General features: G+C 47.0%; 13 protein-coding genes. All 13 read left to right on the forward strand.

Annotated elements, in window-relative coordinates; translation table 11 throughout:
- Positions 1 to 16: 16 nt before the first annotated feature.
- The 13 genes from gap to D5S11_RS02060 all read left to right on the forward strand — a co-directional run bounded on the left by gap (position 17) and on the right by D5S11_RS02060 (position 14803).
- Positions 17 to 1024: a type I glyceraldehyde-3-phosphate dehydrogenase gene (gene gap, locus D5S11_RS01995; RefSeq protein ID WP_003151611.1), complete on the forward strand. Its 1008-nt coding sequence runs from the start codon at positions 17 to 19 to the stop codon at positions 1022 to 1024.
- A 321-nt stretch (positions 1025 to 1345) separates the two neighbouring features.
- The gene (locus D5S11_RS02005; protein WP_108724722.1) at positions 1346 to 2530 is read left to right on the forward strand and encodes a phosphoglycerate kinase; all 1185 of its coding nucleotides are present in this window, start codon (positions 1346 to 1348) and stop codon (positions 2528 to 2530) included.
- A gap of 25 nt (positions 2531 to 2555) precedes the next feature.
- Positions 2556 to 3317 (forward strand): triose-phosphate isomerase, encoded by a 762-nt coding sequence (tpiA, locus tag D5S11_RS02010; protein WP_003151618.1) that lies wholly within the window; start codon positions 2556 to 2558, stop codon positions 3315 to 3317.
- A complete protein-coding gene (gpmI, locus tag D5S11_RS02015; protein WP_003151620.1) occupies positions 3310 to 4845 on the forward strand; it encodes a 2,3-bisphosphoglycerate-independent phosphoglycerate mutase in 1536 nt (511 codons plus the stop codon). Before tpiA ends, gpmI begins: the two co-directional genes overlap by 8 nt.
- Positions 4846 to 4872: 27 nt before the next feature.
- Positions 4873 to 6165 carry a phosphopyruvate hydratase gene (eno, locus tag D5S11_RS02020; RefSeq protein ID WP_007409956.1) on the forward strand — a complete coding sequence of 431 codons (1293 nt, stop codon included), beginning with the start codon at positions 4873 to 4875 and terminating at the stop codon, positions 6163 to 6165.
- Positions 6166 to 6333: 168 nt separating this feature from the next.
- Positions 6334 to 7614 (forward strand): M20/M25/M40 family metallo-hydrolase, encoded by a 1281-nt coding sequence (locus D5S11_RS02025; RefSeq protein WP_032867010.1) that lies wholly within the window; start codon positions 6334 to 6336, stop codon positions 7612 to 7614.
- 263 nt (positions 7615 to 7877) lie between these two features.
- The gene (locus D5S11_RS02030; protein ID WP_108724723.1) at positions 7878 to 9212 is read left to right on the forward strand and encodes a nucleotide sugar dehydrogenase; all 1335 of its coding nucleotides are present in this window, start codon (positions 7878 to 7880) and stop codon (positions 9210 to 9212) included.
- 48 nt (positions 9213 to 9260) lie between these two features.
- Positions 9261 to 10391, forward strand: a complete 1131-nt coding sequence (locus tag D5S11_RS02035) for a DegT/DnrJ/EryC1/StrS family aminotransferase (RefSeq protein ID WP_012118481.1) — start codon at positions 9261 to 9263, stop codon at positions 10389 to 10391.
- Complete coding sequence (locus D5S11_RS02040) at positions 10388 to 11317, forward strand: NAD-dependent epimerase/dehydratase family protein (RefSeq protein WP_020956362.1); 930 nt, start codon at positions 10388 to 10390, stop codon at positions 11315 to 11317. The genes D5S11_RS02035 and D5S11_RS02040 overlap by 4 nt, the downstream gene beginning before the upstream one ends.
- The gene (locus D5S11_RS02045; RefSeq protein ID WP_032867002.1) at positions 11283 to 12539 is read left to right on the forward strand and encodes an aminotransferase class V-fold PLP-dependent enzyme; all 1257 of its coding nucleotides are present in this window, start codon (positions 11283 to 11285) and stop codon (positions 12537 to 12539) included. Before D5S11_RS02040 ends, D5S11_RS02045 begins: the two co-directional genes overlap by 35 nt.
- Before the next feature lie 11 nt (positions 12540 to 12550).
- Positions 12551 to 13432 (forward strand): GNAT family N-acetyltransferase, encoded by an 882-nt coding sequence (locus D5S11_RS02050; RefSeq protein ID WP_032867000.1) that lies wholly within the window; start codon positions 12551 to 12553, stop codon positions 13430 to 13432.
- Complete coding sequence (locus tag D5S11_RS02055; protein WP_007409964.1) at positions 13405 to 14163, forward strand: WbqC family protein; 759 nt, start codon at positions 13405 to 13407, stop codon at positions 14161 to 14163. The genes D5S11_RS02050 and D5S11_RS02055 overlap by 28 nt, the downstream gene beginning before the upstream one ends.
- Entirely contained in the window at positions 14126 to 14803 is a 678-nt protein-coding gene (locus D5S11_RS02060) for a PIG-L deacetylase family protein (protein WP_032866996.1), read from the forward strand. Before D5S11_RS02055 ends, D5S11_RS02060 begins: the two co-directional genes overlap by 38 nt.

Raw genomic sequence — 14803 nt, forward strand, 5'->3', positions numbered from 1 at the left:
AAAGGAGGAAATAATCATGGCAGTAAAAGTCGGTATTAACGGTTTTGGTCGTATTGGACGTAACGTATTCCGCGCAGCATTAAACAATCCTGAAGTTGAGGTAGTAGCGGTTAACGATTTAACAGACGCTAACATGCTTGCTCATCTTTTACAATATGATTCCGTACACGGAAAATTAGATGCAGAAGTTAAAGTTGACGGCAGCAACCTTGTTGTTAACGGCAAAACAATCGAAGTTTCTGCTGAGCGCGATCCTGCGAAACTCAGCTGGGGCAAACAAGGCGTTGAAATCGTAGTTGAATCTACTGGTTTCTTCACAAAACGCGCAGACGCTGCGAAACATTTAGAAGCAGGCGCGAAAAAAGTTATCATCTCTGCACCTGCTAACGAAGAAGATATCACAATCGTTATGGGTGTTAACGAAGACAAATACGATGCGGCTAACCACCATGTTATCTCTAACGCATCTTGCACAACAAACTGCCTTGCGCCGTTTGCAAAAGTACTTAACGACAAATTCGGCATCAAACGCGGTATGATGACAACTGTTCACTCTTACACAAACGATCAGCAAATTCTTGATCTTCCGCACAAAGACTACCGTCGTGCGCGTGCAGCAGCTGAAAACATCATTCCTACATCAACTGGTGCTGCTAAAGCAGTTTCCCTTGTTCTTCCTGAACTGAAAGGCAAACTGAACGGCGGAGCTATGCGTGTGCCGACTCCAAACGTTTCTCTTGTTGACCTAGTTGCTGAACTGAACAAAGACGTAACGGCTGAAGATGTAAACGCAGCTCTTAAAGAAGCGGCTGAAGGCGATCTTAAAGGAATCCTTGGCTACAGCGAAGAGCCATTAGTATCCGGAGACTACAACGGCAATGCTAACTCTTCTACAATCGATGCTCTTTCTACAATGGTTATGGAAGGCAGCATGGTAAAAGTAATCTCTTGGTACGATAACGAAAGCGGCTACTCTAACCGCGTTGTTGACCTTGCAGCTTACATCGCAAAACAAGGTCTTTAATTCATAGCTCCCGGAAAGGGCCGGACTTGGTTCTTTCGGACAGAAACGCTATAATGAAAGCGGACAAGGGAAGGGGACGGACTCCCTTTCCCTTTTTCCATGAGAACCGGCTTTCAGAAAGCGCCGGATTGCTGCAGAACGTCCGCGTTTTGAAGTTTCCGCGGCACTTTCGTTTTCTGAGCCGCCTGCCCTGGCTCAGAAGACGATCTGCCCCGTGCCCGGAAGCTGCAATCTGCCCCGCGGCGGAAGCATCATGAGGCGGTTTCACGTTTCACGTTTTTCGTGCTATGCAAACCATTTTGAAGGAGGATCTCCTAAGGCATGAATAAAAAAACAGTAAAAGACATCGACGTAAAAGGCAAAGTCGTATTCTGCCGCGTTGACTTTAACGTTCCAATGAAAGACGGGGAAGTAACAGACGATACTCGTATCCGCGCTGCGCTTCCAACAATCAAACACCTTGCAGACCAAGGCGCGAAAGTCCTTCTTGCGAGCCACTTAGGCCGCCCGAAAGGCGAAGTGGTTGAGGAGCTTCGTTTAACTCCTGTCGCTGCACGCTTAGGCGAACTGCTCGGCAAAGAAGTGAAAAAAGCGGATGAAGCTTACGGCGATGCTGTAAAAGCACAAATTTCTGATATGAAGGACGGAGACGTTCTTGTATTGGAAAACGTACGTTTCTACCCTGGTGAAGAGAAAAACGATCCTGAGCTTGCTAAAGCATTTGCTGAGCTTGCGGATGTATATGTCAATGACGCATTTGGTGCTGCCCACCGTGCTCACGCATCTACAGCCGGAATTGCCGAGCAGCTGCCGGCGGTTGCAGGATTCCTGATGGAAAAAGAGCTTGACGTTCTCGGCAAAGCCGTGACAAATCCTGAGCGCCCGTTTACGGCAATCATCGGCGGCGCGAAAGTAAAAGACAAAATCGGTGTAATCGAAAGTCTGCTTGATAAAGTGGACAACCTGATCATCGGCGGAGGTCTTGCTTACACATTCGTAAAAGCGCTTGGCTATGAAGTCGGTAAATCTTTGCTTGAAGAAGATAAAATCGAACTTGCAAAATCATTCATGGACCGCGCGAAAGAAAAAGGCGTTAAATTCTATATGCCGGAAGACGTTCTCGTTGCTGATGATTTCTCTAACGATGCAAACGTCCAAATCGTGCCGATCTCTGAGATCCCAAGTGATTTAGAAGCGATCGACATCGGAACGAAAACCCGCGAAACGTACGCTGAAGTTATCAAAAACAGCAAACTTGTCGTGTGGAACGGACCGATGGGCGTATTCGAAATCGACTTGTTCGCTCAAGGCACAAAAGCGGTTGCAGAAGCATTGGCAGAGGCTAATGATACATACTCTGTCATCGGCGGAGGAGACTCTGCGGCAGCCGTTGAAAAATTCGGCCTTGCTGACAAAATGAGCCATATCTCAACAGGCGGCGGCGCATCCCTTGAATTCATGGAAGGCAAAGAGCTTCCAGGTGTAGCTGCGCTGAACGATAAATAAAAACTGCTATAAGGAAGTGGAACAGATGAGAAAACCAATTATAGCCGGTAACTGGAAAATGAACAAAACACTCGGCGAGGCTGTCAGCTTCGTTGAAGAAGTGAAATCTTCCATTCCAGCAGCAGACAAAGCGGAAGCCGTTGTTTGCGCACCAGCTCTTTTCTTAGAAAAGCTGACTTCTGCTGTTAAAGGAACTGACCTGAAAGTCGGCGCCCAAAACATGCATTTTGAAGAAAACGGTGCGTTCACAGGTGAAATCAGCCCGGTCGCTCTGAAAGACCTTGGCGTGGATTACTGCGTCATCGGCCACTCTGAGCGCCGTGAAATGTTCGCTGAAACTGATGAAACAGTTAACAAAAAAGCGCATGCCGCTTTCAAACACGGCATTGTGCCGATCATTTGCGTAGGTGAAACGCTTGAAGAGCGCGAAGCCGGAAAAACAAATGATCTTGTTGCCGATCAAGTGAAAAAAGGTCTTGCGGGTCTTTCTGAAGAGCAAGTTGCCGCTTCCGTTATTGCGTACGAGCCAATCTGGGCAATCGGAACAGGCAAATCTTCTACAGCGAAAGATGCTAACGACGTCTGCGCGCATATCCGTAAAGTCGTTGCTGAAAGCTTCAGCCAGGAAACTGCTGACAAGCTCCGCATTCAATACGGCGGCAGCGTAAAACCTGCAAATATTAAAGAATATATGGCAGAGTCCGATATTGACGGTGCTTTGGTCGGCGGCGCAAGCCTTGAACCGCAGTCATTCGTTCAATTATTGGAGGAAGGTCAATATGAGTAAAAAACCAGCTGCACTCATCATTCTTGATGGGTTCGGATTACGCAATGAAACAGTCGGAAACGCAGTCGCACAAGCGAAAAAACCGAATTTCGACCGTTATTGGAACCAATACCCTCATCAGACGCTGACGGCATCAGGCGAAGCAGTCGGACTGCCTGAAGGACAGATGGGGAACTCTGAAGTCGGTCATTTGAATATCGGCGCAGGACGTATTGTGTACCAAAGCTTAACACGCGTGAACGTTGCCATCCGCGAAGGCGAATTCGAACGCAATCAAACGTTCCTTGACGCCATCAAAAACGCGAAAGACAACGACAAAGCGCTGCACCTGTTCGGCCTTCTTTCTGACGGAGGCGTACACAGTCATATCAATCATTTATTCGCGCTGCTGAAGCTTGCGAAAAGTGAAGGACTGACGAAGGTGTATATTCACGGTTTCCTCGACGGCCGCGATGTAGGTCCGCAAACGGCGAAAACTTACATTCAGCAGCTGAATGAGCAGATCGAAGAAATCGGTGTCGGCGAAATCGCCAGCATTTCCGGACGCTACTACTCCATGGACCGCGACAAACGCTGGGACCGTGTGGAAAAAGCGTACCGCGCAATGGCTTACGGCGAAGGCCCGTCTTACCGCAGCGCGATGGATGTAGTCGACGATTCTTATGCGAACGGCATTCATGATGAATTCGTCATTCCGTCCGTCATCACAAAAGAAAACGGTGAACCCGTTGCGAAAATTCATGACGGCGATTCTGTGATTTTCTATAATTTCAGACCAGACCGCGCCATCCAGATTTCAAACACGTTTACCAACAAAGATTTCCGCGATTTCGACCGCGGTGAAAATCATCCGAAAAACCTGTATTTCGTCTGCCTGACTCACTTCAGTGAATCTGTTGACGGATATGTGGCTTTTAAACCGGTAAACCTTGACAATACAGTCGGTGAAGTATTGGCACAGCACGGGTTAAAACAGCTTCGCATTGCAGAAACTGAAAAGTATCCGCACGTTACGTTCTTTATGAGCGGCGGCCGCGAAGAAGAATTCCCGGGCGAAGAGCGCATCCTCATTAACTCGCCGAAGGTCGCGACATATGACCTGAAGCCTGAAATGAGCGCGTATGAAGTGAAGGATGCTCTTGTAAAAGAAATCGCGGCTGACAAGCACGACGCGATCATCCTGAATTTTGCAAACCCTGACATGGTCGGCCACTCCGGAATGGTCGAACCGACGATTAAAGCAATTGAAGCAGTGGATGAATGCTTAGGCGAAGTGGTTGACGCCATCATCGCTAAAGGCGGACATGCCATCATTACCGCTGATCACGGTAATGCGGACATTCTGATTACAGAAACAGGCGAACCGCACACTGCCCATACGACAAACCCAGTCCCTGTCATTGTGACGAAAGAAGGCGTGACGCTGCGCGAAGGCGGAATCCTAGGCGACCTCGCACCAACGTTATTAGACCTTCTCGGTGTTGAAAAACCGAAAGAAATGACCGGAACATCTTTAATTCAAAAATAAGCGTAAATCAAAAGGAGAGACAAACTCATGCCATACATTGTTGATGTTTATGCACGCGAAGTCCTTGACTCCCGCGGCAACCCAACAGTTGAAGTTGAAGTATATACAGAAACAGGAGCTTTCGGCCGCGCATTAGTGCCAAGCGGAGCTTCTACAGGTGAATACGAAGCGGTTGAGCTTCGTGACGGCGACAAAGACCGTTACCTTGGAAAAGGCGTGTTAACTGCTGTTAACAACGTAAACGAAATCATTTCTCCAGAGCTTCTCGGCTTTGACGTAACTGAACAAAACGCAATCGATCAGCTTTTAATCGAGCTTGACGGAACTGAAAACAAAGGCAAACTCGGTGCGAACGCAATCCTTGGCGTATCTATGGCTTGTGCGCGCGCAGCTGCTGATTTTTTACAGATTCCTCTTTACCAATACCTTGGAGGATTCAACTCAAAAACGCTTCCTGTACCGATGATGAACATCGTAAACGGCGGAGAGCATGCTGACAACAACGTAGACATTCAAGAATTCATGATCATGCCTGTAGGCGCGCCTAACTTCCGTGAAGCGCTTCGCATGGGCGCTCAAATCTTCCACAGCCTGAAATCAGTTCTTTCTGCTAAAGGAATGAACACAGCTGTAGGTGACGAAGGCGGATTCGCTCCGAACCTTGGTTCTAACGAAGAAGCGCTTCAAACAATCGTTGAAGCAATCGAAAAAGCCGGCTTCAAACCTGGCGAAGAAGTGAAACTTGCGATGGATGCTGCATCTTCTGAGTTCTACAACAAAGAAGACGGCAAATACCATCTGTCTGGCGAAGGCGTTGTGAAAACATCTGCTGAAATGGTTGACTGGTACGAAGAAATGGTTTCTAAATACCCAATCATCTCTATCGAAGACGGACTTGACGAGAACGACTGGGAAGGCCACAAACTTCTTACAGAGCGTCTTGGCAAAAAAGTTCAGCTTGTCGGAGACGACCTTTTCGTTACAAACACGAAAAAGCTTGCTGAAGGTATCAAAAACGGCGTAGGCAACTCTATCCTGATCAAAGTAAACCAAATCGGTACATTGACTGAAACGTTCGATGCGATCGAAATGGCGAAACGCGCGGGCTACACTGCCGTTATCTCTCACCGTTCAGGTGAAACTGAAGACAGCACAATCGCTGACATCGCTGTGGCAACTAATGCAGGACAAATCAAAACAGGTGCTCCGTCCCGTACGGACCGTGTTGCGAAATACAACCAGCTTCTTCGCATCGAAGATCAGTTGGCTGAAACTGCTCAATACCACGGTATCAACTCTTTCTATAACTTGAATAAGTAATGGAATGGACGCCGGGAGATATTCTCCCGGCGTTTTTTTATGCTCCCGGGCTTTTCCCTCCTTTTTCATCATCTTCATTTGGTCAATAATATTCATTTTTCCCCTTTTTAAAGGAATCAGTGTTCTTCAATCGAAAGGGAAGAGGTGTTAATAAGAGGAGGGATTATGATGAAATTTTCATTTATGTCAGCCGCGGTGGCAGCAAGCGTCATATGGGGCGCGTCTGCCGGGCCGCTGTCCGAAACTCATGCTTATTCAGCCGTGGCCGCGCCGGTTTTTGATGCTGATGAGGCATTGGACACGATGCATGATCTGAGTGAAACCATCGGACCGCGGGAAACCGGAACTGCGAAAGAAAAGGAAGCGGCTGAATACATATCGAATCGCCTGCGGGCTCAGGGCGCCAGTGTCAAAGTACAGTCATTTCCATTGAAAAAGTACTTTTCAGGTTCAGTCACAGCGGGAGATCATGAATTCCCGCTCCGCTCCGCTGATCAATCCGCTGTTGAAAAAGAGCTGAGAATTGAGGGAGGGATTTTTGACGGCGGCTGCGGATCACGCGATGACGTAACAGGAGCCAAAGGAAAGATTGCAGTGATACGCGAAGGAAAGATCCCCGTTTCTCAAAAGATCAAACATGCCGAACAAGCGGGAGCCAAAGCAGTCATTATTTATAATCAGACAACAAAACCGCTCGCCGTCCGTCCGCATACCGATAAAGGAATCACGATACCGGCGGCGGGTATGAAAAAAGAAGACGGTGAAGCACTGCTGCAGGAAAAGCAGGCAGTCATTCAATTTAAAAACTATAAAAACCGCACCTCACAAAATATTATAGGAACGCGCAAAGCGGCACAGGCCAACTCTTCTGATGCTGATATTATTTATGTCACAGCGCATTATGACAGCGTAAAAGGCGCGCCCGGAGCGGATGATAACGCCTCAGGCACATCTGCCGTTCTGGAAATCAGCAAGCAACTCAAACACATACCGAAAGACAAAGAGATCCGCTTTATCCTGTTCGGTGCAGAAGAATTATGGTCTGCGGGTTCATCTTATTACGTCAGTACACTCACGAACAATGAAAGAAAGCACAGCCAGGCCAATTTTAATGCCGATATGATTGCGACTGACTGGGAAGAAGCGAGTCAAATGTGTGTCACGACTCCTGACGGCAAGGAAAACCCGAGCGTCCGGTATGCTGAAAAAGCCGCTGAAAAATCCCGGTTGGTCAAGCCAAACCTGATTCAGCTCGGTTACTCAGACCATGTCTCTTTTTATGAAGCAGGGATTCCGTCGGCTAACTGGATTTGGCTCAGCCCCGATACACAGGAGCCGGGGCCCTGGTATCACACTGAGAATGATAATATGAAACACATCAGCAAAGAACGATTAGAGAAAGCGGGATCACTCGTTTCTGCGGCTGTAACTGAGGCAGTGAAAGAATAAAAAACAGGCTTCGGCCTGTTTTTTTATTATTTTCTGTATATTCTCTCAATTAAGGGAGATTTTCTCACTCGTTACCAGATATATACCATTTGACAGGATTTTATTTTACAAATAAAAGAAAAATAAATAGATAATACCTAATTTATAAAAGGATGTAAAACTCATTTATCAAATTTTAACTTTTGTTATAATTGCGATATCGATCGATATTTGTTTTAAATTGTAAAAAACAATACTCTTTTCTATCTATTAGGGGGCGAAAAATGAATACTGTCACAAAAGAAGCCAGCAACCTTGGTCAAAAACGGCTGTTACATCTGATTGAAACGAAGCAGGCGATTGTAGGCGTGTTAGGCATGGGATATGTGGGATTCCCTCTTGCGCTGGAATGTGTCGATAAAGGATACAATGTTATCGGATTCGACAAAAACAGTGAAAAGGTTTCCTTGTTAGCCGCCGGAAGCAGCCATATTCAAGATATAGAGGACGACAGACTGAACTCGGCTTTACAAACAAAACGCTTTCAAATCAGCGCCGACATGTCGCTCATCCAACAATGCGACATCATTGTGATATGTGTGCCGACACCCCTGAACAAAAAAGACAAGATCCCCGATTTAACCTACATCGACAGTGCAGTTGACAGCATGATTGCTTATGGAAGGCAGCATCAGCTTTTAATTTTAGAAAGCACCACCTATCCCGGAACAACGAAAAAAAAGATTGCCGACAGAATGGCATCAAGCCGCGGCATGAAAATAGGAACAGACTTTTTTACGGCTTATTCTCCGGAAAGAATCGATCCGGGCAACAGGCAATATGAAGTTTCAGATATTCCTAAAGTAGTCGGCGGAACCACACAGACTTGCACAGAACTTGCCTCAGCGTTTTACAGCACCATTGTTACAAGCATTCACCCGGTCACCTCACCCGAAGTAGCTGAAACAGCTAAACTCCTAGAGAATACTTATCGTTATGTCAATATAGCTCTTATCAATGAAATGGCGCTTAATTGCCGTGAACTTGATATTGATATATGGGAAGTCATCTGCGCGGCGGACACGAAGCCGTTCGGCTTTCAAAAATTTATCCCGGGCCCCGGAGTCGGAGGCCATTGTATCCCGATTGATCCTTTTTACTTCAAATGGATCGCGAATGAAAAAGGGCTGCAGACAAAATTAATTGATCTCGCGGACGAAATCAATTCCAACATGCCGATTTCTGTCTCTGACTATGCTTTGAAACTGGCGGGCAAAGACAAATGCAGCATCTTAATAATAGGGGCCGCTTATAAAAAAAATACAAATGACCCGCGTGAATCCTCAGTGTTTACGATAATGGAAGAATTGATGGACAAGGGATGCGCGATTGATTATCATGATCCGTTTATCAGCGAGATCCGCTTGAATGACGGAAGCCGCAAACAATCTGTCCCTTTCACAAAAGAACAAATCAATCAGTACGACGTCATCATCATTCATACAGATCACGATGTCATCGACTACAGTATTTTGAAGGATGCCTCACCGATTATCTTTGACACAAGAAATGTATGCAAGGAAAAATCAGCCGACAATTGCAGAGTTGTCACTTTATAGGAGGGAACGGTCATTAGTAATCGATTTATCTCTTTTCACAGACCTGATATGACAAACGAAGAAATCGCAAGCGTAACCGAAACGATTCAATCGGGCTGGATTTCGAAAGGCCCGAAGGTAATCGATTTTGAAAAAAAGCTGGGAGAATGTATAGGAGCCGAACACGTCATCAGCTGTAATTCAGGCACCGCTGCATTACATATGGCTTTATTGGCGCTCGGGGTGGGAGAAGGCGATGAAGTCATCGTGCCGAGCTTCACGTTCTGTTCCAGTGTCAATGTCATCCTGCACGCCGGAGCCGTTCCGGTGTTTGCGGATATATGCGAGAAAAGTCTATGTGCCGATCCTGAAGATGTCAGGAAGAAAATAACGCCGCGCACAAAAGCGGTAATTGCGGTTCATTTTGCCGGCTATCCGGCTGATCTGGAAAACTTGCAATCCATTTGTAAAGAAAACGGATTGTATCTGATTGAAGACGCCGCTCATGCGCTCGGTACAAAATATAACGGAAGCATGATCGGCACTCACGGCGATGCCGTGTGCTTCAGCTTTTATGCCACCAAAAATATTACAACGGGGGAAGGCGGAGCCCTCGTTATGAAAGACGAACAGGCCGCAGAAAGAGCGAGGCTGTACGGATGGCACGGCATCACAAAAAATGCCTGGAACCGGTACGGTGAAAAAGGCAGCTGGAGATACGACGTTTTACTGCCGGGCTTTAAATATAATATGACGGATATTCAGGCCGCGCTCGGTCTGGTTCAATTGAAGCGCGCAAACGACATTCAAGAAAAACGGGAACAGATCGCTCAATTTTATGTACGTGAACTGTCAGGTCAATCTGACAAAGCGGCGCTTCCGCTTTCTGACATTCCAAGCGGCATAACGCACTCATGGCATTTATTTATTTTGCGGATTCGAGAAAACGGCGGTATGGACAGAGATCTGTTTATTGAGAAAATGAAAGAAAAACAAATCGGGCTGAGCGTGCACTTTATTCCCGTGCATTTGCATCCTTACTATAAAAAACATTTTCCTGCCGAGCTTCCGGTAACTGAACGTGTTTTCCGGGAGATCGTATCACTGCCTCTTTACAGCCAGTTATCAGATGAGGATTGCAGCTATATTGTCAAGTCTATAAAAGAAGTTTTGACTATCAGCCAGGAGGTAGGATCATGAAACATATTGCGATTATCGGAGGGGCCGGTTTTATCGGAAGCGAACTGGCGGCATTATTACAGGCTAAAGGTTATCACACCATCATTGCAGACCAAAAGAAGCCGGCTTTTGACACTGAATACCGCCAAACGGATATCCTTGACCGGACGTCCCTCCGCGAATCACTGCGGGGAGCGGATGCGGTTGTCCATTTGGCGGCAATGGTCGGAGTGGACAGCTGCCGAAGCAATGAAGAAGACGTCATACGGGTCAATTTTGAAGGAACGAAAAACGTCACTGAGGTATGCGGTGAATTGGGAATCAGCACACTTCTTTTCTCATCGAGTTCAGAAGTGTTCGGAGATTCACCGGATTTTCCTTATACCGAGACAAGCAGAAAGCTTCCGAAATCGGCTTACGGAAAAGCCAAACTGCAATCAGAGGAATATTTGAGAGAACAGGCTTCCGACGAACTTCATATTCGGGTCGTCCGGTACTTTAATGTATACGGGCCGAAACAGCGCGAGGATTTTGTCATCAACAAGTTTTTCAGCCTGGCCGAGAATGGCTCTGAGCTGCCTCTTTACGGGGACGGCGGACAAATACGCTGCTTCAGCTACATCAGTGATATCATCACCGGAACTTATCTCGCTCTCATTCATGAAGGAGCCGTCTTTGAAGACTTCAATATCGGGAACGACCAGCCGATCACGATAAAAGAACTGGCTGAAAAAGTCAATGTGCTCTCAGGCAGAGAGAAGGATAACTATCTGTTTAAAAAGCTGGGCGAAGACGGCGTGAGGGGAAAAGACATCGAGATTTTTAAACGGGCGCCGTCAATCGAGAAGGCGAAACGTTTGCTCGGTTACGCTCCGAAAGTAAGTCTGAATGAAGGCCTGGAGATCATAAAAGATGAAAGACAAAAGCACAAACTTTCACTTTCCTAAAAACCCGGAAGTGGTCAAATATCCCGTTTATCCCGGACAGTTTTCCGTCAGCGGCCGTCTGCGCGCAGTGAAACACTTGCTTACTGCCGGACAAAGCGGACTGACTGAAAAACTGGAAAAACGTTACGGGAAAGGGGTTGTGCTGACCTCCAGCGGCAGTGCGGCACTGGTGCTCGCATTAACTTATTCGGGGGCCGGGCCGGGGAAAGAAGTGATTTTCTCATCCTTCAGCTGCCCGAATGTCATTGATGCCGTACTGCAATCCGGTGCGACGCCTGTGTTTGCGCAGCTGGATGAGCATCTATTCTTATCTTTTGAGGATGTCAAAAAAAAAGTGACGAGGCGTACGTGTGCGGTTATCCTCACACATGTATACGGCCGGAGAGAAAATACCGCCATCATTGACTGGGCGAAGGAAAACGGAATTGCTGTCATTGATGATGCCGCTCAAGCCATGTTTACAAAACAAGCCGATACATTTGCCGGCGGTTTGGGCGATTTCGGCATTTTAAGCTTCGGCCCCTCAAAGCCGCTTGCGAGTATCGGAGGCGGCGCGTTAATCGCGCCGAAAGAATGGCTTCGGCAAAAAGCAAATCTCCCGATGGAACAGCGCAGCCAAGTGGCAGCTGACTATCGAATCTATATCAGAAATCAAAGAATCCAAGCTGTAATGAAACGGAAACGGCATCATCCTATTTCATATATGTTTAGAAAAGCGGGCGCCATGCCTTCCATGAAAGCCACAAAGCTCGAAGCTCTGCCGGATAAACCGGCTGTTGTACCCGTGCTTCGTATGCATCCGGCAAGGGAAGCCATTATTGATGATCAGCTTTCACGTATAGATCAGCTTGTAACAGCTTCGCTCCGAAACTTAGAGACGGCGGGAGAAATCTTTGCAAAGGCGGAAGAAACAAACGGCATAAGAATGATCCAGCCCCAAGAAGGAGAACATCTGAATTATTTAACAATTGTATTTCCCCGGGATGAAGAGCGGTACGGGTGTTCCGTTTATTTAGCTGAAAGAGGCATCCAAACATGCTGGAACTATCTTCCCCTCGGACGTATTCCGATTTATGAAACATACGCGGGGGAAGGCGGGGAAGACCCGCTTTGGAAGAGAGTTCTTTCCCTGCCGTTTAAACCTCCTCTTCAAAAGGAGCAAGTCAGATATATAGCCGAATCCGTTTTATCATATTGTGAGCAACAGAATAAGACTGAATAGTGGTGATAACTATGCAAAAAACAGCAGTATGCACGACCCGCCAGGCATGGGATCGGGCCGCTGACATGTATCAGGCGGGATTGTTTCAAAGCTATGATTGGGGAATCCTCATGGAAGAGCTTCCCGGCACGTCATTTCACCCTGTCAGACTGACAACGGACGGAGGACAAGTCATCTATCTTCCGCTTTTTGAACAGAAGGGCGTATTATCCGGCAACATGATCGGATACGGCGGCGTTATTTCAGATCGCCCCATCTCATTTGAATGGCTTCAAAGTGAAATCCAGGCCATATTCGGTCGGAACATATCCCGGATGCTGCTGCCGTACGGTCAGACTTCTTTTACAGAAGAAATCAGGGAAGGATGGACGGAAAAGGCAACGCGGATTCTTTCGCTTCCGGACACGTTTGACGAGCTTTGGACGGGCATTTCCGGAAAAGCCCGGACGGCAGTCAGATACGCTGAAAAAGAGAATATTGTCACCCGGCTGATCGGGCGAAAAGAACTTGGCGCGTTTTATGACCTCTACAAAGAGCATACAGCGTCAATCGGCGCAGCTTATGTGCTGAGCCAGGGCTTTTTCCAAAAGCTGCTTGACACGTTTGCGGACCGGATGTTTTGGATCGGAGCATATCAGGATGAGACGCTGATCAGCAGCAGTATTTTTCTCTATGACCGCTCTCATTTCTATTATTGGCAGAATGTAAACAGCCTGGCGGGAAAAAAAGCGCAGGCCTCTTACTTATTGATGCGTGACGCCCTGCAATTCGCCATTTGCCGCAAGCTTCAATGGGCTGATTTTGGCTATTCACACAGTAAAGAAATCGCGAGACCGAAACGATATTGGGGAGCTGAAGAAAAACAATGCCGACTTTTTACGAAACCGGAATGAAAACAATAAGCGGCCATCAATCCAGTTATCTGCCGTGGTACGGTTTTTTTGAAAAAATGTATAAGTCGGATCTGTTTGCCATTCATGACACAGCCCAATTTGAGAAAAAAGGATTCCTCAACCGCAACAGAATCAAAACGCCGCAAGGCCCCAGATGGCTGACAGTGCCTTTGCAGATGAAACAATATAAAGACATAGAGCTTCGGCATATGAAAATCGACCAGACACAGGATTGGCGGAAAAAACATTGGATGGCGATTAAAATGAACTATGCGAAAGCTCCCTATTTTGAGCGATACCAGCATTTTTTTCAAGATGTCTATCAGCGGGAGTGGGAATATCTCCATGATTTGAATATGCACATCATTGAATTTTTCCGAAAAGAGCTCCGAATTGAAACGCCGCTCTGTTATGTCTCTGAGCTTGAATGCCGGAAGGAGAAAAAAAGCGATTTTGTTTTAGCGCTTTGTCAGGAGCTGGGGGCGGACCGTTATTATTCAGGCAGTCAGGGTTCCGACTATTTAATAGAAAGCGATTTTGAAAGAAACGGAATTGTCATTGAGTATCAGCAGATCCGACATTTTGGCTATCCTCAATTATTCGGGGAGCATATCCCTCACCTCTCCATGCTCGATATGCTGATGAACTGCGGAGCGGATACAGCTGAAATGTTAGTTAAAGGAGGGCAATATGATGAAAGTAATGGTATTTGCAGCGCATCCCGACGATGAAATTATCGGCGTCGGCGGCACGCTCGCCAAACATGTCCGCCAAGGTGACAGCGTGTCGGCAGTCATTATGGCGGAAGGCAAGTCATCAAGAAAAACGGATTACAAAAAGCCTGAAGATTCCGTTATGGAGCATTCTAATCAAGAAACGGAGCAGGCGCTCAGCACTTTGGGCATCCATGATTTTGTCAGGCTGAACCTTCCTGATAACAGAATGGATTCAATGGATTTGCTGGATGTCGTGAAGGAAGCGGAGAAACAAATCAATCGTTTTCAGCCTGACATTGTGTATACCCAGTACGGCGGTGACATTAATATTGACCACTCTGTCGTATTCAGAGCGGTCATGACGGCAACCCGTCCGCTTCCCGGTCATACGGTAAAACGGGTTTTTGCCTATGAAACATTGTCTTCGACGGAATGGAATTACTGTCAGAAGGATCAGTTTCATGCCAATTTCTTCGTTAATATTGAAGACGAGCTTGAAACGAAATTGAAATCGATGGCGTGTTACGGCTCCGAGCTCAGAGACTTCCCTCATCCCCGCTCTTTGCAGGCGATCGAACATAATGCCCATGTGTGGGGAGCAAAAGCGGGTTTTTCGGCTGCGGAAGCGTTTATGCTGGTGAGAGGAACATGGTGA

Origin of the sequence: Bacillus sp. L75 (genome assembly GCF_003676355.1) — a bacterium.
Taxonomy (GTDB): Bacteria; Bacillota; Bacilli; order Bacillales; family Bacillaceae; genus Bacillus; species Bacillus velezensis.